The organism is Rhizobiales bacterium NRL2 (assembly GCA_001664005.1).
Lineage (GTDB): Bacteria > Pseudomonadota > Alphaproteobacteria > Minwuiales > Minwuiaceae > Minwuia.
On the sequence record CP016093.1, the window covers coordinates 3518186 to 3538528 of the forward strand.

A 20343-nucleotide genomic window follows, 5' to 3' on the forward strand; every position below is an offset into this window, starting at 1 on the left:
GGCAGATGGCTGGAAATAGCTGCGCCGGTCGCTTTCAGAGCAACCGGCGCTTGGTGTCCATCAATAGTAGGACTGCAGGGGAGCGACTTCAAGACGCCCCGTTTTCAGGGCGTGCAAGGCCGCGACGGCCGCCTTGGCGCCGGCTGCGGTGGTGTAGTAGGGGATGTGGAACTGCAGCGCCGTACGCCGGAGCGAGAAGCTGTCGTGGATCGCCTTCTCGCCGTCGGTGGTGTTGAAGACGAGTTGCACTTCGCCGTTCTTGAGCGCGTCGACAATGTGCGGGCGGCCTTCCAGAACCTTGTTGATCGCCCGGCATTCGATGCCGTTGTCATTGAGGTACCGCGCGGTGCCGTGCGTCGCCACGATCGAGAAGCCGAGCGCCCGGAGCTGGCTCGCCATCGCCACGGCCAGAGGCTTGTCGCTGTCGCGCAGCGAGATGAAGACCGCCCCGCCCGTCGGCAGGCGGGCGCCGGCGCCTAGCTGCGATTTCAGGAAGGCCATCTCGTAGTCCCTGGCGATGCCCATGACCTCGCCGGTGGAACGCATCTCGGGGCCGAGAATGATGTCGACGCCGGGGAACCGCGCGAAGGGGAACACCGCTTCCTTCACCGCGGTATAGGGCAGCTTCGTGACATCCCAGTCGAGGCCGAAGGTGGCGAGCTTCTCTCCGGCCATCAGCCGCGCCGCGATCTTGGCGATCGGCTTGCCGATGGTCTTGGCGACGAACGGCACGGTGCGCGAGGCCCGCGGATTGACCTCCAGGATGTATACCAGCCCGTCCTGCACGGCGAACTGCACGTTCATCAGGCCGATGACGTTCAGCTCCCGCGCCAGCACTGCGGCCTGGCGCTTGATCTCGTCGATGATCTCGCCGTTGAGCGAGAACGGCGGCAGGGCGCAGGCGCTGTCGCCCGAATGCACCCCGGCCTCCTCGATGTGCTCCATGATGCCGGCGACGAACACGTCCTCGCCGTCGGAGAGCACGTCGGCATCGACCTCGATGGCGTTGGCCAGGTAGGAATCGACCAGCACCGGATTGGCGCCGGAGACCTTCACGGCCTCGCGGATGTAGCGGTCGAGGCCGGCGATGTCATGGACGATCTCCATGGCCCGGCCGCCCAGCACATAGGAGGGCCGGAGCAGCACGGGGAAGCCCAGCCGCTGGGCCACGGCCTGCGCCTCGGCGTGGCTCCGCGCGATGCCGTTGGGCGGCTGGCGCAGACCCAGCTTGCTCAGCATCTGCTGGAACAGGTCGCGGTCCTCGGCGCGGTCGATCGCTTCGACCGAGGTGCCCAGGATCGGCACGCCCGCGTCCAGCAGCCCCTGCGCCAGGCGGAGCGGCGTCTGCCCGCCGAACTGCACGATGGCGCCGACGACCTCGCCCGACTCCTCCTCGGCGCGGACGATCTCCAGCACCGTCTCGATCGTCAGGGGCTCGAAATAGAGCCGGTCGGAGGTGTCGTAGTCGGTCGAGACCGTCTCCGGATTGCAATTGACCATGATGGTCTCGTAGCCCGCCTCCTTCAGGGCGAAGGCGGCGTGGACACAGCAATAGTCGAACTCGATGCCCTGCCCGATGCGGTTCGGACCGCCGCCGAGGATGATGATCTTCCTGCGGTCGGTGGGCCGGGATTCGCATTCAGCCGGCTGGATCGAGCCGTCCGGGGCGGGCCAGCCCTCATAGGTCGAGTACATGTAGGGCGTCTCGGATTCGAACTCGGCGGCGCAGGTGTCGATCCGCTTGTAGACCGGCCGGATTCCGGCCATGCGCCGCGCCGCCGCGGCCTTGGATTCCGAGGTTCCGGTCAGCTTCCCGATGCGCCGGTCGCCAAAGCCGAGCTTCTTCACCGCCAGCCAGCCCGCCGGTGTCCGCGGCAGGCCCTCGAGCCTGAGCGTCTCCTCGGCGGTGACGATCTCGTCGAGGCGGTCGATGAACCACGGGTCGTAGCCCGTGATCCGCGCGATGCGCTCCTTGTCCAGGCCGAAGCGGAGCGCCTCCGCCGTCAGCAGCAGCCTTTCCGGTGTCGGCCGGCCCAGGGCCGCGATCAGCGCGTCCTCGTCATCGCTGTCGAGGGGCATGTCGTCCAGACCGTCGAGCCCGGTTTCCATCGAGCGGAGCGCCTTCTGCAGGCTTTCGTGGAAGCTGCGGCCGACGGCCATCGCCTCGCCCACCGACTTCATCGCCGTGGTCAGGACCGGCTCCGCGCCGGGGAACTTCTCGAAGGTGAAACGCGGGATCTTGGTCACGACATAGTCGATCGTCGGCTCGAAACTGGCCGGCGTGACCTTCGTGATGTCGTTCTGCAGTTCGTCCAGCGTGTAGCCCACCGCCAGCTTGGCGGCGACCTTGGCGATGGGAAAGCCCGTCGCCTTGGACGCCAGGGCCGAGGAGCGGCTGACGCGCGGGTTCATCTCGATCACCACCAGACGGCCGGTCTCCGGATCGACGGCGAACTGCACGTTGGAGCCGCCCGTGTCGACGCCGATCTCGCGCAGCACCGCGATCGAGGCGTCGCGCATGATCTGGTATTCCTTGTCCGTCAGCGTCAGCGCAGGCGCGACAGTGATGGAATCGCCGGTATGCACGCCCATCGGATCGACGTTCTCGATGGAGCAGATGATGATGCAGTTGTCCGCGTGGTCGCGGACCACCTCCATCTCGTACTCCTTCCAGCCGAGTACCGATTCCTCGATCAGGATCTGCTTGGCCGGCGAGGCGTCGAGTCCGCTGGTGACGATGGCATCGAACTCGTCGCGGTTATAGGCGATGCCGCCGCCCTGGCCGCCCAGGGTGAAGGACGGCCGCACGATGGTCGGCAGGCCCACGATCTCCAGCGCCGCCCGCGCTTCCTCCAGCGTCGTCGCGATCTCCGAACGCGGCATCTCCAGGCCGATCCGGTTCATCGCCGCACGGAACAGGTCGCGGTCTTCCGCCATGGCGATGGCTTCCCGGTCGGCGCCGATCAGTTCCACGCCGAGGCGCTCCAGCGTGCCGTCCGCGGCCAGCGCCAGCGCCGTGTTCAGCGCCGTCTGACCGCCCATGGTGGGCAGGATCGCGTCCGGGCGCTCCTTCTCCAGGATGCGCGCCACGACCTCCGGGATGACCGGTTCCACATAGGTCGCGTCGGCGAACTCGGGATCGGTCATGATCGTCGCCGGGTTCGAGTTCACCAGGATGATGCGGTAGCCCTCGTCGCGCAGCGCCTTGCACGCCTGGGTGCCGGAATAGTCGAACTCGCAGGCCTGGCCGATGATGATCGGGCCCGCGCCGATGATCATGATCGATTCGATGTCGGTGCGTTTGGGCATCGGCGGTCAGCCTTCCTTTCCGTCGATGAAGTCCGTGAAGCGGCGGAACAGGTAGTGACTGTCCTTCGGTCCCGGGCTCGCCTCCGGGTGGTACTGGACGGAGAAGACCGGTCGATCCTTCAGCCGGATGCCCTCCAGCGTGCCGTCGAACAGCGACCGATGCGTCTCCTCGACCGTCTCCGGCAGGCTTTCCCGGATCACGCGGAAGCCGTGGTTCTGGCTGGTGATCTCGACCTTGCCGGTGGTGAAGTCCTTGACCGGCTGGTTGGCGCCGCGGTGGCCGAGCTTCATCTTCTCGGTGTCGCAGCCAAGCGCCAGGGCCAGCAGCTGGTGGCCGAAGCAGATGCCGAAGACCGGCTTGCCCGCATCCACGATCTTCCTGATTTCCGGCACGGCGTAGCCGGCGCTGGCCGCCGGATCGCCCGGTCCGTTGGACAGGAAGACGCCGTCGGGCTCGTGCCCCAGCACCTCTTCGGCGGTGGCGGTGGCGGGCACGACGGTGACCTCGCAGCCGAGATCGGTCAGGCAGCGCAGGATGTTGCGCTTGGTGCCGTAGTCGATGGCGACGACCTTGCGCGTGGCGGGCACCGACTTGGCGTAGCCCTGGCCCAGCGTCCAGCCGCCCTCTTTCCAGCGATAGGTCTGATGACAGGTGACGTCGCGGGCGAGGTCCATGCCCTTCAGGCCCGGGAACCCGCGGGCCTGTTCGACCAGCGCGTCGATGTCGAACTTCCCGTCCGGGCTGTGCGCGACGACGCCGTTGGGCGGGCCGCCGTCGCGGATCCGGCGGGTGAGCGCACGCACGTCGACGCCGGCGATGCCGGGCAGGTCGTAGGATTTCAGCCACTGGTCCAGATGGCGCGTCGCGCGCCAGTTGGATGGCTCGGTGATGTCCATGCGCAGGATCACGCCGCGGGCCGCGGGCGTGGTGCTTTCCAGATCCTCCTCGTTCGCGCCCACATTGCCGATGTGGGGGAAGGTGAAGGCGATGATCTGGCCGGCATAGGAAGGATCGGTGACGATCTCCTGGTAACCGGTCATGGAGGTGTTGAAGCAGAGCTCCCCCACCGCCGTGCGCGCGGCGCCGATTCCGATGCCGTACGTCACGGTGCCGTCGGCCAGCACCAGCGCAGCCGTGCTGGACGACGCCCCGCCGGTCGGTGTCGGCGGCGCGGTCATTTTTTCATTGTCTGCCATGAGTCTACGGCTTGATAAGTCGGAGGTAAGGTGCGCCCGCAGAGGGTCCGCCGACGCGCAAATTGCCGGGAACTTAATGTCTCGCGGCAAAGGGGTCAAGCCGCGCCCCGAATGTAAAAATAATTAAAAATCAACAACTTAGTTCCTGGATTTACTTTTTGCCACACCCCCGTATTTGGACTATGTTGCGCGCCCTCACATTGGGCGTGGGTGGCAGGAATGCTGAAACAGAAGCTGAATGACGATCTGAAGGACGCGATGCGCGCCAGGGATTCGCGCCGCGTCGCGACGCTTCGCCTGATCGCCGCCGCGATCAAGGAGCAGGAAATCAGCAACCGCGGCGAGGCGGACAGCCAGGGCCTGTCCGACGAGGCCATCATCCAGATCCTGTCGAAGATGGTGAAACAGCGCCGCGAGTCGATCCGCCTCTACGAGGAGGGCGGCCGCGTCGACCTGGCCCAGCAGGAACAGGGCGAGATCGCCATCATCGAAGGCTATCTGCCGAAGCAGATGGACGCCGCCGAGATCCGGCAGGTCTGCAGCCAGGTGAAGTCGGAACTCAACGCCTCGGGCCTGAAGGACATGGGCCGCTGCATGGGCGTCATCAAGGACCGCTATGCCGGCCGCATCGACATGGGCGAAGCCAGCAAGACCATGAAGTCGGAGCTGAGCTAGGCCGTTCCACGAAGAGACTGAATCACCCGGCGTCCTGCGCGGCGGAATCGAGAGGCGGGGCAGCCGGTTCAGAAGGCGTGCGAGCCAGCCATGCCACCCTTCGCGCCCGACCGGTCATCCTCTCATCGCCTCGAACTGACCGCCATAGCCCGACGGGTCGATCCTGATATCGATCAGCTTCGGCAGATCGTACGTCGCCAGCAGATCCAGCGCCGGCTGCAGCCTGTCCAGCCGGTCGACCGTCGCCGCGGCCCAGCCGAAGGCCCGCGCCATCGCCGCGAAGTCGAAGGTTTCCGAGGCGACGCCCGCGCGCGGGCGCTGCTGATTGCGCTGCTTGACGTCGATCAGCGACAGCGCGGAATCGTTCAGGATCACATAGGTGAGGTCAGCGTTCAGTTCGGTGGCGGTGGCGAGTTCGCCCAGGCACATCATCGCGCCGCCATCGCCGGTGATCGCGACCACCGGCCGGTCCGGTTCGGCGCAGGCGCTGCCGATCGCCGCCGGCAGGGCGTAGCCCATCGTGGACAGCCCGTTCGACTTGAGCACGCCGGCGGGCTCGCGGGCGATCCACTGCGCCAGGGTCGGGATCATGTGCGCGCCCGCATCGACCGCCAGCCGGGCCGAAGGGTCGGAAGCGGTCTGGAGCATGCGGACGGCATCGTCGGGGGAGACGCCTTCGACCGCCGGATAGGCGACGCGCGCCCGGTAGGCCGCGCGATGACCGGCGATGGCCTCGTCCCAGTCCGCGCCCCGCGCCGTCCGCGCAAGCTCCACGGCCATCGGGCCGATGTCGCCCACGGCCATGATTTCCGGCGCCGGATGCCCGCCGGCCGCGGCCCAGTCCCAGGCCGAGAGCGCCAGCACCGGCGCATCGTACATCCAGCGGCCGGGAATGGCCTCGACCGGGTCGTGGCCCACCAGCAGGATCAGGTCGGCGTCGTTGAGGATCGCCGCCTCTGCCGTACCGCCGGTGAAGGTGGCGACGAAATGACTGTCGTCGTCGGCGATGGTGCCCTTGGCCTTGTAGGTGGTCAGGCAGGCTGCGTTCAGCGCCCGGGCCAGGGCGCGCACCGGCTCGCCCGCATGGCGCGCCTGCAGGCCGACGATCATCGCCACCCTGCACGATCCGTCGAGACGTTCGGCGATGCGGGCGATCTCCGGCGGCGGGCCAGCATCCTGCTCCGCCGGCCCCGGAACGGCATCCTCGAAGGGCAGGCCGGCCTCGGCGGCGGTCATGTCGACATGGACAGGCCCCTGTGGATCGGCGGTCATCATGTCCATCAGAGCCGCGATCTCCGCCCCCGGTGTCGACGGAGTCAGCCAGGCCGCCGCCTTGGCGACGGGGCGGAACATCGCTGGCTGGTCGAATTTCTGGTGCCAGCTCGGCCGGTTCGGATCCTCGGGCACCCGGTCGGTGAACAGCATCGCCGGCGCGCGCTCCAGCGCGCAGTAGGCCATGCCGTTGACGGCGCTCGCCGCCCCAGGGCCGACGCCGGCCAGCGCCGCGCCCGGCGCGCCGGTAATCTCCGCGGTCGCCGCCGCCGCCAGCATGGCCGCCGTCTCGGTCCGCGTCAGCACGAAGCGCACGCCCAGCTTCCCGCAGGCCTCGATCAGGTCAAGGCTGGAGCCGCCGCCGGGCACCCCGAACAGGTGCCGCGTCCCCCGCTCACGCAACGCGCCGACCAGCGCCTCGGCGAATGTCGTCATCTCTCCCCTCCCCCCGAAAGAAGAAGGGGGCCGAAGCCCCCTTCCCCGTCATCCGGCATGATGCGTCAGATCGGACCGTCCGTCACCACAGGGCGACGGGGTTGATGATCATCTGCACCGCGCCCTTCACGCGCGCCTGGCCGAGCACGAACATGAACTCCTGCACGCCCTGTGACACCAGCGGACCGGTGTTCATGGTCTCCAGGATGTAGATGCCGTTCTCCTTCAGGAAGGTGACATGGCCATAGAAGACCTTGTCGCCCTTCGCCGGCGGCACGGCTTCCACGCCCCAGGTGTCGGCGCCGACAGCGACCGGGTTCTTGTCCGCCAGCCAGACGGCGGCGGCGTTGTTCAGACCCGGCTCACCGCTGACCCAGGCCTTGGGATCGCTTTCCAGCTTGGCGTCGGTCCAGCCCGTATGCACCAGGATGATGTCGCCATCCTTGAAGGTGACGCCCTGCGCCTTGGAGGCGGCCTCGAGATCCTCCGGCGTGATCGCCTCGCCGGCGGCCATCGTTTCGACGCCCCTGTGCTTGGCCATGTCGATGATAACGCCACGGCCGACCAGCGGCGGGACGTTGTGGATACCCAGCTTCTTCAGGCCGGTGACGAAGGCGATATCCGCAGGCGAGTTGCAGTTGTAGTAGGTGCCTTCACCCAGATGGCCGAGGCCGTCGAGCTGCGGGCCGATACCGAACCAGAGCTGGGCGACATCGTCGTTGTAGATCGAGCTCCAGCCGAAGTCCTGAGCCAGATCGCGGCCGCCCTGCTGTCCGGGCGAGACGACCTGCAGCATCATCCCGCGCGGCGGGAAGGCCGGCATGTTGGGATCGATCACGATGCCCAGCGGGTGGGTCATGCCCTGTTTGACCAGGCCGGCGGCGGCCTTCACCCGCTCCGGCGTGATCAGGTTCGCGGCGCCGATCTCGTCGTCCGCGCCGTATTTCGACGGCTGGCATTCCTGCGCCAGCACGGGGCCGGCGGCAAGCGCGAGCCCGAGTGTCGCGCCAATCAGCAGTCTCTTCATGGTGACGTCTCCTCCGTGTCTTCTTGCAACGCCGACCGATAGCCGGCGCCAGCCCCCCTTGTTGGGAAGGTCACGGGAGGAATGATCGGAAGTCACTCGCCAACATTGCAAGGAATTTCTTGCGCCACGTAACTCTGTTACATGGAGAGCGTGATGTTATTACGTTGTATATGTAATAACATTACATGAAACGCGATGCCGGGTTCATGTGCGGGGCGGTTTCAGCCCGGCCAGCGAGCAGACATGGTCGAGCAATGCCGAGAAGTCCCGGCCCGCAAAGGCCGCGTCGCCCTTGGCCAGGGCCAGCGATTCACGCACCGCCGCGCCCGCGAACATGGGGATGCCGGCCTCCCGCGCCGCCTCCAGCGCCAGGCTGACGTCCTTGTGGGCCAGCGCAATGCGGAAGCCGGGCTCGGTGTCGCCTTTCAGTACCTTGTTCGGCCAGGCGCTGACCAGATGGCCGTTGGTGGCCGTGGTGCCGTTGATCACATCCAGCGTGGTGGCGATGTCGAGCCCGAAGGCCTGAGCCAGGGAAATCGCCTCCGCGTCGATCTGGCAGACGGCGATCGCGATCAGGTTGTTGACCAGCTTGGTGCGGATGCCGGCGCCGGGCCCGCCACAATGGTGGATGGTCGATCCCATCGCTTCCAGCAGCGGTTTCACGCGGCCGAAGTCGTTGCCCGAAGCGCCCACCATGAACAGCGACTCGCCGGCGATGGCGTGGGCGACCAGGCGGCCCACCGGCGCGTCGACGAAGCCGATGCCGGCCTCGTGGAGCTCCCGGGAGAGCCTGTCGGTCGTCGCCGGCGCGATGGTCGACATGTCCATCAGCAGCTGATCCGGCCGGCCGTGGGCGCGCAAACCCTCTGCGCCCAGAACGACCGCCTCCACGTCCGGCGAATCCGGCAGCATGGTGACGATGATGTCGGCCTTCTCCGCCACCTCTGCGACGGAACCGGCCACCGCGGCGCCCAGTTCCGCGACCTCGATCTCCTTCGAACGGTCCGCATCGAAGACCACAAGATTGTGGCCGGCGCGCGCCAGGTTCGCCGCCATCGGGCCGCCCATGGCGCCCAGGCCGATGAAACCGATCGTTTCCGTCATGGCTCAGTCTCCCGCTTCGAGGACAGGCAGGTTGCGCAGCACTTCGCGCGCCTGCGCCGCATCGGCGGCGATCTGCGCCTTCAGCGCCTCCAGCCCGTCGAACTTCCGTTCCGGCCTGAGGAAGTCGATGAAGCGCACCTCGGCGCGCTTGCCGTAGAGATCGCCCGAATAGTCGAAGACATGCACTTCCAGCAGCACGTCGGATTTCTCGAAGGTCGGCCGACGGCCCAGATTGGCGACGCCGTCGCGCCACACGACCCGACCGTTCTCGGGCCAGCCGATCTGGACCGCGTAGACGCCGAACTGCGGCTCCAGGTAGCCGCCGAGCGAAATGTTGGCCGTGGGAAAGCCGATGGTGCGGCCGCGCTGGTCGCCCCGGCGCACGCGGCCGTGGACCTCCCACCAGTGGCCCAGCAGTTCGGCAGCGCGGCGGGGCTCACCCTGCCAGAGCGCATCGCGGATACGTGTCGACGAAATCACTTCCTGGCCCTCGTGCACCGGCTCGACGACACTGACGCCGAAGCCGCGCTCGGCCGCCGCGTGACGGAGCAGCGCGACATTTCCGGCACGCTTGTGCCCGAAGGCGAAATCGTAGCCGACGACGATGTGGCCGACACCCAGACGGCGGCAGAGCACATCCTCGATGAAGTCCGTCGCCGACATGCGCGCGACCGGTTCGTCGAAACGCAACACGGCCATCACGTCGATGCCGGTCTCGCAGAGCCCGACGACGCGGGCGCGGAAATTGGTCAGGCGGAAAGGCGGCGCCTTGGGCGCGAAGTACTCCCTGGGGTGCGGCTCGAACGTGAGCACGCCCGATGGCGCGCCGCGCGCCCGGGCGTGATCGCGGGCCATGCCGATGAGCACCCGGTGGCCGCGGTGGACGCCGTCGAAATTGCCGATGGCGACCGTTGCGCCGCGGAGGCTCTCCGGGGCCGGGGTGTTGAGCCGTACGAGCCGCATGGACCGCCGGGTCACTTGCCGCGGCGCGGCGGCATGATCCAGGCGTCGCCGACGATGACGTTCCTGCCGCCGACGGTGCAGGTGCAGGTGAAGTGCACCCGGCCCTTGTCGGCCAGCACCTCGTCGACCTCGGCGCGGGCGGTGACCACGTCGCCGATGCGCACGGGCGCCACGAACTTCAGATTCTGGCCGAGATAGATGCCCCCCGGCCCCGGGAATATGGTGCCGAAGATGGTCGACAGAAAGCTGCCCGAGAGCATGCCGTGGGCGATGCGGCCCTTGAACATGGTCGTCTTCGCGTAGTCCTCGTCCAGGTGCAGCGGGTTGTCGTCGCCGGAGGCGTCGGCGAAGGACTGGATCAGATCCCCTGTGACCTCGCGGGTGTACTCCGCGGCCATGCCGACGGAGATATCCTCCAGATAGTAGGTCGTGCCCTTTTCGGTGATTGCCGGCATCGCTTCCCCTTTCCCCTGCGCCGTTCCCCGCCGGCGCGGGCGGACTATAGGCGCGCGTCCCGGAGGCGACAAGACGGCCGGCGCACGGCCCGGTTTACGCAAAATTCAGGAAACCCGGCGATGGTGGGGGCCGGCCTCTGCATCCCCCCTGCGGTGAGTAATGCGTATCGACCAGAACATGCCGATCCTGATCGTGGACGACTACCTGCAGATGCTGCGGATCATCGGCAACCTGCTCCGCCAGATCGGCTTCACCAACATCGACACCGCGATGGACGGCGCCGCCGCCCTGCGCAAGCTGCGCGAGAACGACTACGGCCTGATCATCTCCGACTGGAACATGGAGCCGATCACGGGCTACCAACTGCTGGAGGAGATCCGCGCCGACGAGGAACTGCACGATCTGCCGTTCATCATGGTCACCGCGGAGAGCAAGACCGAGCACGTCATCGCCGCCAAGCAGGCGGGCGTGAACAACTACATCGTCAAGCCCTTCACGGCCCAGACGCTGCGGGAGAAGATGGAACTGGTCTTCTCCGATTACTGAACGCTGCCGCACCGCCGCTGCGGTGTGGACAATCGGCTTCCAGATACCGACATGGCCTCTCCAGGCGGTTCCTGCGGGAACCGCTGGCGCAGAAAAACGGATCTGGAGAACAAGAACGATGCGCAATCGAATGACCGCAATCGCCGCCGCCCTCGCCCTCGGAGCCGGCGTCACCGCAGCCGGCGCCCAGTCTGCCGGCGAAAGCCACATGGAACTCGAGGGCGCCAACGTCCTCAGCGTCGGCGGCGAGGATATCGGCGAGATCGAGGAAGCCATCATCGACGGCACCGGCCGCGTGGTCGGCGTCGTGGTCGAGTTCGGCGATTTCTTCGACCTGGACGACCGCGAGGTGCTGATGACGCTGGACGAACTGGACTACAGCCCCGACGGCTTCGTCACCGATATCACCGAAGCGGAGGCCGAGGCGCTGATCGAATGGGACCGCGAGATCGATGACATGGACGTCGTCGACGTCAACGGCCACGAGATCGGCGAGATCGAGAAGGCGCTGGTCGACCGCTCCGGTCAGGTATCCGCGCTGGTCGTCGAGGTCGGCGGCTTTCTCGGCATGGGCGACCGCGAGGTGATCATGTCTCTGGAGAAGCTCGAATACGCCAAGGGCGACTACATGACCCGCCTGCCGAAGGCCGAGATCGAGAAACTGCCCGAATGGGAGGGCTGAAGCGCCCCATCCGGCCGGCCGCCTGACGGAGGAGCTGCGTCATCTTCGACTGGATCACGGGCGTCATCGAGCAGGGCGGCTATTTCGGCATCGCCTTCCTGATGTTCGCGGAGAACGTCTTTCCGCCCATCCCCTCGGAGCTGATCATGCCGCTCGCCGGCTTCAGCGCCGCCCGCGGGGAGCTGGACATCGTTCTGGCGACCCTTGCCGGCTCGGCCGGTTCCCTGCTGGGCGCGCTGTTCTGGTACGGCATCGGACGCTGGCTGGGCGAGCACGAACGGCTGAAGCGTTTCGCCGATCGCCACGGACGCTGGCTGACCCTGACGCCGAAGGAGATCGACCGGGCCCGCGACTGGTTCGAACGCCATGGCGGCAAGGCGGTCTTCCTCGGCCGCCTCGTGCCCGCCGTGCGCACGCTGATCTCCGTGCCGGCCGGCGTGGCCCGCATGCCCCTGGCCCGCGTCACGCTCTATTCGGCGCTGGGCACGGTGATCTGGACGGCGCTGCTTGCAGGTGCCGGCTTCCTTCTGGAGGACCAGTACCAGCGCGTCGCCGACTGGGCCAACCCGGTATCGAACGCCGTCGTGGCCATTCTCGTGATCTGGTACCTCTACCGTGTGATCAACTTCCGCAAGGGAGTCTGAGCGGCCCGTTCAGGCCGCCTGCATCGCCTCGGGAAAGACCCGCTGGGCGAAGCGCGGATAGGTTTCCGCGATCTCCAGCGAGACGTGCCGGCGGATCTCGTCCAGCGTGGCGCGGTCGGGCAACACGGTCTCCGGGACGTCATCAGGAATGTCGAAATCGAAGCCGGTGTTGTCGCGCACCTCCTCGACCGTATGGCCGGGATGGACGCTTTTCAGATGGAAGCGCGCGCGCGCCGCGTCGAACCCCATCAGACACAGCGGCGTGACCATCGCGTAGGGCCCGCCGGTGCGGTAGATGTCCTTGCCGCTGGTGCCCGGCGTGGAGACGAAATCCACCTTCGGTACGAAGACGCGGCGGCTGTGCTCCTCCCGGAACAGGATCACCCGCGGCACCAGATAGTAGAGATACGCGCTGCCGAAGGAGCCGGGCCAGCGGATGTCGTTGTTCGGATAGTCGCCGGTTCCGACGAGGTTGATGTTGGCCTGACCGTCGATCTGCCCCCCGCCCAGGAAGAAGGCGTCCAGCCGGCCCTGTCCGGCCCAGTCGAACAGTTCCACCCCGCCATTGGTCATCAGGTTGTTGGCCCGGCTGCCGAGAATGTTGACGTGCATCGCGTCGCCACTCTGCCGCCGCGCAAGCAGGCAGCCGCCGCCCGGAATGGGCGAGGACGCGCCGGCCGCCACCAGACGGCAGCCCTCCAGCAGGCGCGCGATGATGGCGATCAGCAGTTCTTCCGGCTTGACCTCGTCCGGGGAGGGCCGGGCCGGGCTCATTCCGCGGCTGCCTGCGCGCTCTCGCCCAGGACATGGGCGCGCAGATAGTCGGCGAAGCCTTCCTCCGAGCGGGCCCCGGCGACATAGCCCTGCATGTGCGCGTCGTCGGTGGCGTATTCGTTCCAGAACGGCAGCGGCCAGGCGCCGTGCCTGGCTTCGGCGACTCCGCCGACATAAATGGATGACAGCGTGCCGGCGGCGGTGGCGTCGTCTTCCAGCAGATTGCCTTCGACGATTTCCTCGACCGTCACCAGCGACTGCCTGGCTGCGCCGGCCATGGCGAACAGCTCCCGGCGGATGCCGAGATAGACATTACCCTGCCGGTCGGCCTTGAGGCCGTGGAAAATCGCGAAATCGGGCCGCAGCGCCGGCAGCAGGACGATCGGATCCTCGTCGGCCGAGAACGGGTTCTGCTGCACCAGCCAGTCGTCGCGGTTGGCCAGGATGTCGGAACCGATCATGCCCCTGAGCGGCATGTAGGGAATGCCCTTCTGGCCGGCCTGGATGGCCGCGTGAACCGCCGGACAGGTGGCGTCCTTCACCTTCAGGGTGCCGGCCTTCAGCGCCGCCTGGAACCTCGGCGCGCCGCCGAACTCGCCCAGTGTCACCGCCGAGGTCTCGATGGTCGATACCGCGCCAGCGCCGATCAGCATGTCGCCCTGCAGGCCGGTGACCGGCACGCAGACCAGATGCAGGTTCTTCACCCCGCGCCGCACCAGCGCCCGGGTGAGTTCCATCGCAACGCCGGAATAGTCGGGCGGCACCGCAATCTGCGCCCCGTCGGGCACCATCGCGGCCAGTTCCTCGGCGGATGAGCGGATCGCGTCGGCCATGTCACTTGTCTCCCCGGAAGCGCATCTGTCAGAAACATATCATGTTCCAGTGATGCAAAACAGTCACGATGCCCGACAAACCCCTGTGTTCTCTTGCAAATTCGGCCTGGAAATGGTAATTAAGTACAAATTGCAAGTGGATATTCGATGGCGCGCGCGAAAATTGCGACGGTGAAGGGCAGCAAGGCAGTCGTCCTGCCGGACGACATAGCCCGGCGGCTGCATCTGATGGCGGGAGACACCGTCTACATCCGGGAGACCAGCCGGGGGATCGAAATCAGCGCCATGAGCCCGATGGAGGAAGACGACCTCCGCAGCGCCCAGGAAGCCATGCGCGCCTACCGGGAGAAATGGCGCTTCGCCGGCGGCTGACCGCCGACGGGTTTCCCCTGCATCGAAGGCGCACTACTCTCCCCGGACCCATGGCGACCGGGAGACCGCCCCGAATGAACGAACGCGTCCAGCGCTGGCTGATCAGCGCCGCCGATCTGCAGGATCGCCTCGGCGATCCGGATCTCCGCATCTTCGATTGCACCACGCGGCTGGAGCCCGATCCGCAGAGCACCTACCGCGTCATGCCCTGCCGCGACGAATACGAGGCCGCCCATGTTCCCGGCGCCGCGTTCATCGACATCCAGCAGGATCTTTGCAGGCCCCATCCGACGCTGCGCTTCACCTTCCCCGATGCGGACACCTTCGCCCGCGGCGCGGGAGCGCTGGGCATCGGCGACGGCAGCCGGGTCGTGCTCTACAGCCGCCACCATCCCATGTGGGCCACCCGCGTCTGGTGGATGCTGCGCGCCTTCGGTTTCGACAACGCGGCCGTGCTCGACGGCGGCATCGACAAGTGGGAAGCCGAGGGACGGCCGATCGAGCAGGGCGCGAACAGCTATCCGCCGGCCACCTTCACGCCCGCGCCTCGGCCGGAACTCGTCTACGACCGGGAGCAGGTGCTCACCGCACTGGCGGACAAGGGCTCGGTCGTGGTCAACGCCCTGTCCCGCGAGCAGCACGAGGGCGGTGGCACGCACTACGGCCGGCCCGGCCGGATTGCCGGCTCGGCCAATGCGCCCGCGCGGGAGATGGTGCGGCCCGACCGCACCTTCCGGCCGCTGCCGGAACTGCGGCAGTTGCTCGACGAGGCCGGCGCCGACGAGTCCAAACGGGCCGTCACCTATTGCGGCGGCGGCATCGCCGCCACGACACCGGCCTTCGTGATGGCCCTGCTGGGCCAGGACGAGGTCTCGCTCTACGACAACTCCCTCAGCGAATGGTGTGTCCACCCCGAACTGCCCATGGAGAGCGACCGGTCATGAAACATCTCGTAGCGTTCTGCCTCGGACTGATGCTTCTCGTCCCCGCCGGCGTGCACGCCGCCGACCCCAGCCTGGTGGGCGAACTCGATCCGGGGCTGATCGACGCGATCGGCAACCGTGCGCTGGACAACATCCATCTGGGCCAGTGCGGCCCGGAAAGGAACTGCCAGCCGGCGACGCCCGCGGAGAAGCGGCGCGGCGTGATCACCGGCAACATGACGGCGGACGCGATCCGGCGCGGTGCTGGCTCCGCATTCGCCGACCACTGCGGCTTCGAGTGGGGCGAACGCTCCTTCCTGCCGCTGATGGAGCGGGAGCAGAACAGCGGCTGCTGGAACCCGCGGCAGCTCGCCCTGATCTCCATCACGCACGGCCTCGCCATGGCGCTGTTCCGGGACGAGTTGAAGTCCAAGGGCCATATCTGCGATCCCGCCACGCAGGAGCGGGTGGAGGCCTATCTGCTGCAGATCGGCGGCATGACGCGGCGGAACGACTGCCGCGAGTAGCGCCGGGTCAGCTCTCGCCCGCAAGGCCCTCGAGAGCGTCGCCGCACAGCAGGCGGATGTCCGCGGCCTCGTCGCCGGCGCCCAGCTTGTCGTAGAAGCGCCGGCCACCGGCGTTGTCGCGCCGCACGCCCCAGAACACCGCGTCGCAGCCTGTCGCCAGCGCATGGCGCGACACGGCCGCCATCAGGGCCCGGGCGACGCCGCCGCCCCGCCATTCGGGCGTGACATAGAGATTCTCCAGCCACCGAGCGGGCCGCGCCGTCTCGGCGTGATAGGCCAGATTGTGCGCCGCGTAGCCGACGACGATCCCGCCGGCCACGGCGACTTCCGTGGCCAGGATCGCGTTCTCGCAGATGAAATCCCGTATCATGACGGAGGCGTCGAAAGGACGGAGCGCCTGTTCGCCAAGATCTTCGAAATCCAGCGCGTTCGCCAGTTCCGCCAGACGCGCCGCATCCTCCGGCGCCGCCCGCCTGATCGTCCACGCTCCATCGTTCATCCGCCGCCCCCGTTTCGCCGCGCCGTAGATAGCGCCGGTGCCGGCGGTTCCCAAGCGGCGCTTGCAATCTTCTTTTGATAATGATTATCATTTTCATATCAGTTGAGAGGAGCGGATCATGATTCTCGCCATGCAGCCACCGTCCCTGCGCATCGAAACCGCCCAGCTCGGCGAATGCGAGCGGCTGTTTCTCTGGTGCGTGCGAAGCTGGGTCCACGCCGCCTTCCGCCGTACCAGTTCGGAAGACCTGCGTCTGGCGCTGCTGGCCCATCGGCTGGAGTCCGCCGTTGCGGACATCGACGGCCTGATGCGCCAGATCGCGGCCCATGCCAGCGGCACCGTCGACATCCGCATCCGCCGTGCGACCGAACTGAGCGGCGACGAGATCCGTCTGCTTCGCGCTCTGCGCGCCGGCTTCCTGGGCCTGCCGGAACTGGGCGACGCGCTGCTGGCGCCGCTGGTGCAACAACCGGGAAGGGCGGCGGCGATGCAGCGCCTCTGGACACTGGCGGAGTCCTTCCGTTCCGCCGGGCTCGACGCCTGCGACTGGCCGCAGCCGGAGGGCCGGGCCGACCGAACCGGCGACGAACGCCGCGGCCGCCGCAGCGCACCCGGCAACGACGTGGCCTGACAGGTCACCCGCCTCCCGCTTCCCTGCCGCCGGGGAAGCTGCATTATCATGCGGGCAATGGCCCGGAGCGGCCGGCTGAGGGAGAACATCGGCAATGGCGATCATCACGACCCGCGAGGACGGAATCACCACCATCCTGATCGACAGGGCGGCGGTCAGGAATTGCGTCAACCACGAGACCGCGCTGGAACTGCGGGAGGCATTCCGCACGTTCGACGAGGACGGCAGCCAGAAGGTCGCCGTGCTGGGCGGCGTCGGCGGCTGTTTCTGCGCAGGCTACGACCTGAAGGAGGCCGCGGACGGCGCCGGCGCGCTCAACTACGAACCGGAGGGCGAAGGCCCGATGGGCCCGACACGAATGCTGCTCGACAAGCCGGTGATCGCCGCGGTGGACGGCTACGCGGTCGCAGGCGGGCTGGAGCTGGCGCTGTGGTGCGATATGCGCGTGATGGAGGAGGACGCCACCTTCGGCGTCTTCTGCCGGCGCTGGGGCGTGCCGCTGATCGACGGCGGCACCGTGCGCCTGCCGCGGCTGATCGGCCAGTCGCGGGCGCTCGACATGATCCTGACCGGCCGCGCGGTTGGCGCCGAGGAGGCGATGGCCTGGGGCCTCGCCAACCGGGTGGTGGCGAAAGGGCGGGCGCACGAGGCGGCGACGGAACTGGCGCGGGAGATCGCGCGCTTCCCCGAAATCTGCATGCGCGCCGACCGCCGTTCCGCCCACGAACAATGGGGCCTGGACCTGGGCGAGGCGCTGAACAACGAAGGCCGCGGCGGGCTGAAGCCGCTGATGGAGGAGACGGCGAAGGGCGCGGCCCGGTTCCGGGACGGCAAGGGCCGGGGCGGCGATTTCGGCACCATCTGACGTCCGCCGCGCGCTTGCGCGCCGCCGGCGGAGCGCCTAGTTTCCGCATCGGATTGGGGCGTGGCCAAGTGGTAAGGCAGCGGCTTTTGGTGCCGCCATTCGCAGGTTCGAATCCTGCCGCCCCAGCCAGCCCTCCCGCGCCGGACCGAACCGGCTCCGGCGGCGCGGCCCGCCCATGCGTCAGGCCCGGTTGCGCATGCCGTGCGGGGCACGGATCATGAGGTCCGCATGGCACTATCCGAAAACCCAGCCGCGGAAGGGGGAGCCGGGCTGACCGCGTTCCAGCGCTGGGCCATCCTGTCCTGCATCGTCCTCTCCGGCACCCTCTACAGCCTGGCCATCCTGGTCGTCTCGGTCCTGTTGCCGCAGATGCAGGGCAGCCTGTCGGCGACCCAGGACCAGATCTCCTGGGCGATGACATTCAACATCCTGGCCACCGCCGTGGTCACGCCCATGACGGGCTGGCTCACCGCGCGCTTCGGCCGGCGCCCGGTCATGCTCTGGAGCACGGGCGGATTCACCCTGGCGACGCTCGGCTGCGGCCTGTCCGACAGCCTGCTGACCATGGTGCTGTGGCGCATCGTGCAGGGCGGCTGCGGCGCGCCGCTGGTGCCGCTGGGCCAGGCCGTGATCCTCGACACCTTCCCCAGGGAGCAGCACGGCAAGGTCACGGCGATCTTCGGCATGGGCGTGGTCGTCGGGCCGGTCATCGGTCCGGCGCTGGGCGGCTACCTGGCCGAGCTCTACAACTGGCGCTGGGCGTTCTACATGATCGTGCCGCTGGGCCTGATGGCACTGCTCGGCCTGGCGCTGTTTCTCACCGACAAGGGGAAGGAAGACGACGCGCGGCTGGACTGGACCGGCTTCCTGGCCCTTTCCGTGGCGGTGATCTGCCTGCAGCTCATGCTCAGCCGCGGCCAGCGCCAGGGTTGGTTCGAGAGCCCCGAGATCGTTATCGAATCGGCGATGGCCGTCCTCGCCTTCTACGTCTTCGCCGCGCACACGTTCACGGCCCGGCGGCCGTTCCTCAACCCGAAGCTGCTGCTGGACCGGAACTACGCGGTCGGGCTGGTCGTGGTCACGATCTACGGCATGCTGAATTTCACGCCGATGGTGCTGCTGCCGCCCATGCTGCAGGACCTGCTGGGGTTTCCGGATTCGGCCATCGGCCTGATCCTGGGCTTTCGCGGCGTCGGCGCGGTAGGCGGCTTTTTCGCCGCCATGTGGCTGTCGAAGCTCGATCCCCGCGTCGGCATGTGCCTCGGCTACTCGATGCAGGCGGTCTCCGGCTGGTTCATGGCCGAATTCGGGCTGGAGATCACGATCACCGACGTCGCCGTTCACAGCATCGTCCAGGGTCTGGCGGTCGGCATCATCTGGGTGCCGCTCACGGTCGCGACATTCTCCACCCTCGACCCCCGGCATCTGGCGGAGAGCTCCGCCGTCTTCCACCTGCTGCGCAATCTGGGAAGCTCGGTCTTCATCTCCCTCTCGGTCACCATCGTGATCGTCACCGGCGCCATGAACTACGCGGACCTCACCGAATTCATCAATCCCTTCAACGAGCTGCTGCGGATGCCGGAGGTCATGGGCGGCTGGAGCACGGGGCCGGAAGGCGGCCTGGCGCGGCTGGAGAACGAGGTCGCCCGCCAGGCGGCGCTGATCGGCTACGTCAACGCCTTCTACCTCTATTCCCTGACCAGTGCGGCCGCGGTGCCACTGATCCTGCTGATGCGCGTGAAGCGCCGGAAGGCGACCTAGCGCCCGGTAAAGCGCGGCGTGCGCTTCTCGTTGAAGGCGGCCAGCCCCTCGGCGCGGTCGGCGGAGCGGGCGTGCAGTGCATTGAGCGCCAGTTCGTAGGACAGGGCGGCGTCCAGCGGCTGCTCCAGACCATCGTCGACCATGCGCTTCATGCGCTCCAGGCCGACGGGACTGCGTCCGGCCAGCCGCTCGACCATCTCCCCCGTCGCGTTCAGCATTTCGGCGTCGGCCACGACGCGGTTGACCAGCCCCCATTCGGCCAGGGTCGCGGCAGGCAGGAAGTCGCCGGAGAAGATCAGCTGCTTGGCGCGGTTGGGTCCGACCTTGCGCGGCAGGCGGACAGAGGAGCCGCCACCCGGCACCAGGCCATAGTTGGCGTGGGCGTCACCCAGCCGCGCGCTCTCCGCCGCGACGACCAGATCGCAGCAGAGCACCAGTTCCAGGCCGCCGGCGAGGGCGAGGCCGTTGACCGCGGCGATCACCGGCCGGGGGAAGCGCTCCACCTTGACCAGAACGTCCCGCAGGCGTTCCAGGAAGGCGGCGTTCGCGGCCGGGCCGTCGTCGCCGCTGACCCGCTCCTGCGCGGCCTTCAGATCGACGCCCGCACAGAAGGCGCGGCCCGCGCCGGTGAAGACCAGCGCCCGCAATTCGCGCCGGGCGGCAAGCGCGGCCATGAGGTTCTCCAGATCCTCCAGCATGCCCGCCGAAATGCTGTTCATCTTGTCCGGGCGGTTCAGCGTCACCCAGACCGAAGTCGCCCGGTCATCGACGATCAGCGTGCCGTTATCCATGTCGAATGCCCCCTTCTCCGTTGCCCGGCGGCGAGACTACCGCGCGCGGTTCGCCGG

21 protein-coding genes and 1 tRNA gene are annotated in these 20343 nt (G+C 67.7%); 11 read left to right on the plus strand and 11 right to left on the minus strand.

The features are described 5' to 3' along the window. Positions 1 to 60: 60 nt before the first annotated feature. Both TEF_16360 and TEF_16365 read right to left on the minus strand, forming a co-directional pair. The gene (locus TEF_16360) at positions 61 to 3309 is read right to left on the minus strand and encodes a carbamoyl phosphate synthase large subunit (protein ANK82185.1); all 3249 of its coding nucleotides are present in this window, start codon (positions 3307 to 3309) and stop codon (positions 61 to 63) included. Positions 3310 to 3315: 6 nt separating this feature from the next. Then, entirely contained in the window at positions 3316 to 4488 is a 1173-nt protein-coding gene (locus tag TEF_16365; GenBank protein ANK82186.1) for a carbamoyl phosphate synthase small subunit, read from the minus strand. A gap of 237 nt (positions 4489 to 4725) precedes the next feature. Here TEF_16365 and TEF_16370 point away from each other — a divergent pair, with 237 nt between their 5' ends. After that, positions 4726 to 5181 (plus strand): glutamyl-tRNA amidotransferase, encoded by a 456-nt coding sequence (locus tag TEF_16370; protein ID ANK82187.1) that lies wholly within the window; start codon positions 4726 to 4728, stop codon positions 5179 to 5181. Positions 5182 to 5295: 114 nt separating this feature from the next. Here TEF_16370 and TEF_16375 read toward each other — a convergent pair whose 3' ends face one another. The 5 genes from TEF_16375 to TEF_16395 form a co-directional block, all read right to left on the minus strand. Beyond that, a complete protein-coding gene (locus TEF_16375) occupies positions 5296 to 6888 on the minus strand; it encodes a hypothetical protein (GenBank protein ID ANK82188.1) in 1593 nt (530 codons plus the stop codon). Positions 6889 to 6970: 82 nt separating this feature from the next. Next, positions 6971 to 7915 (minus strand): polyketide cyclase, encoded by a 945-nt coding sequence (locus TEF_16380; GenBank protein ANK82189.1) that lies wholly within the window; start codon positions 7913 to 7915, stop codon positions 6971 to 6973. Positions 7916 to 8119: 204 nt separating this feature from the next. After that, positions 8120 to 9019 (minus strand): hydroxyacid dehydrogenase, encoded by a 900-nt coding sequence (locus TEF_16385; GenBank protein ANK82190.1) that lies wholly within the window; start codon positions 9017 to 9019, stop codon positions 8120 to 8122. 3 nt (positions 9020 to 9022) lie between these two features. Beyond that, complete coding sequence (locus TEF_16390) at positions 9023 to 9982, minus strand: riboflavin biosynthesis protein RibF (protein ANK82191.1); 960 nt, start codon at positions 9980 to 9982, stop codon at positions 9023 to 9025. Between the two features lie 11 nt (positions 9983 to 9993). Continuing rightward, positions 9994 to 10437: a hypothetical protein gene (locus TEF_16395; protein ID ANK82192.1), complete on the minus strand. Its 444-nt coding sequence runs from the start codon at positions 10435 to 10437 to the stop codon at positions 9994 to 9996. A gap of 160 nt (positions 10438 to 10597) precedes the next feature. On the opposite strand from TEF_16395, the gene TEF_16400 reads away from it, so the two are divergent. The 3 genes from TEF_16400 to TEF_16410 all read left to right on the plus strand — a co-directional run bounded on the left by TEF_16400 (position 10598) and on the right by TEF_16410 (position 12310). Beyond that, positions 10598 to 10984, plus strand: a complete 387-nt coding sequence (locus tag TEF_16400; GenBank protein ANK82193.1) for a two-component system response regulator — start codon at positions 10598 to 10600, stop codon at positions 10982 to 10984. 130 nt (positions 10985 to 11114) lie between these two features. Further along, positions 11115 to 11666 (plus strand): hypothetical protein, encoded by a 552-nt coding sequence (locus tag TEF_16405; GenBank protein ANK82194.1) that lies wholly within the window; start codon positions 11115 to 11117, stop codon positions 11664 to 11666. A 41-nt stretch (positions 11667 to 11707) separates the two neighbouring features. After that, entirely contained in the window at positions 11708 to 12310 is a 603-nt protein-coding gene (locus TEF_16410) for an alkaline phosphatase (GenBank protein ANK82195.1), read from the plus strand. 9 nt (positions 12311 to 12319) lie between these two features. Here TEF_16410 and TEF_16415 read toward each other — a convergent pair whose 3' ends face one another. Both TEF_16415 and TEF_16420 read right to left on the minus strand, forming a co-directional pair. After that, entirely contained in the window at positions 12320 to 13084 is a 765-nt protein-coding gene (locus tag TEF_16415) for a CoA synthetase (protein ID ANK82196.1), read from the minus strand. Then, on the minus strand, positions 13081 to 13917 hold the full coding sequence (locus TEF_16420) for a CoA synthetase (GenBank protein ANK82197.1): 837 nt from the start codon (positions 13915 to 13917) through the stop codon (positions 13081 to 13083). The genes TEF_16415 and TEF_16420 overlap by 4 nt, the downstream gene beginning before the upstream one ends. 147 nt (positions 13918 to 14064) lie before the next feature. Here TEF_16420 and TEF_16425 point away from each other — a divergent pair, with 147 nt between their 5' ends. From TEF_16425 to TEF_16435, 3 genes are all read left to right on the plus strand, one after another. Further along, complete coding sequence (locus TEF_16425) at positions 14065 to 14289, plus strand: hypothetical protein (protein ANK82198.1); 225 nt, start codon at positions 14065 to 14067, stop codon at positions 14287 to 14289. Between the two features lie 74 nt (positions 14290 to 14363). Beyond that, positions 14364 to 15233, plus strand: a complete 870-nt coding sequence (locus tag TEF_16430; protein ID ANK82199.1) for a hypothetical protein — start codon at positions 14364 to 14366, stop codon at positions 15231 to 15233. After that, positions 15230 to 15739 (plus strand): hypothetical protein, encoded by a 510-nt coding sequence (locus TEF_16435; protein ID ANK82200.1) that lies wholly within the window; start codon positions 15230 to 15232, stop codon positions 15737 to 15739. Before TEF_16430 ends, TEF_16435 begins: the two co-directional genes overlap by 4 nt. Before the next feature lie 7 nt (positions 15740 to 15746). Here TEF_16435 and TEF_16440 read toward each other — a convergent pair whose 3' ends face one another. Continuing rightward, entirely contained in the window at positions 15747 to 16292 is a 546-nt protein-coding gene (locus TEF_16440) for a hypothetical protein (GenBank protein ANK82201.1), read from the minus strand. A gap of 64 nt (positions 16293 to 16356) precedes the next feature. Here TEF_16440 and TEF_16445 point away from each other — a divergent pair, with 64 nt between their 5' ends. From TEF_16445 to TEF_16460, 4 genes are all read left to right on the plus strand, one after another. Next, positions 16357 to 16869, plus strand: coding sequence for a hypothetical protein (locus TEF_16445; GenBank protein ID ANK82202.1), 513 nt, complete (start codon positions 16357 to 16359; stop codon positions 16867 to 16869). Positions 16870 to 16963: 94 nt separating this feature from the next. Then, positions 16964 to 17734, plus strand: coding sequence for an enoyl-CoA hydratase (locus TEF_16450; GenBank protein ANK82203.1), 771 nt, complete (start codon positions 16964 to 16966; stop codon positions 17732 to 17734). Between the two features lie 54 nt (positions 17735 to 17788). Next, positions 17789 to 17863 (plus strand) — tRNA-Gln (locus tag TEF_16455). 99 nt (positions 17864 to 17962) lie between these two features. Continuing rightward, a complete protein-coding gene (locus TEF_16460) occupies positions 17963 to 19495 on the plus strand; it encodes a multidrug transporter (GenBank protein ID ANK82204.1) in 1533 nt (510 codons plus the stop codon). On the opposite strand, the gene TEF_16465 is transcribed toward TEF_16460, so the two are convergent. Next, complete coding sequence (locus tag TEF_16465; GenBank protein ANK82205.1) at positions 19492 to 20286, minus strand: enoyl-CoA hydratase; 795 nt, start codon at positions 20284 to 20286, stop codon at positions 19492 to 19494. The genes TEF_16460 and TEF_16465 overlap by 4 nt on opposite strands. Between the last annotated feature and the right edge of the window lie 57 nt (positions 20287 to 20343).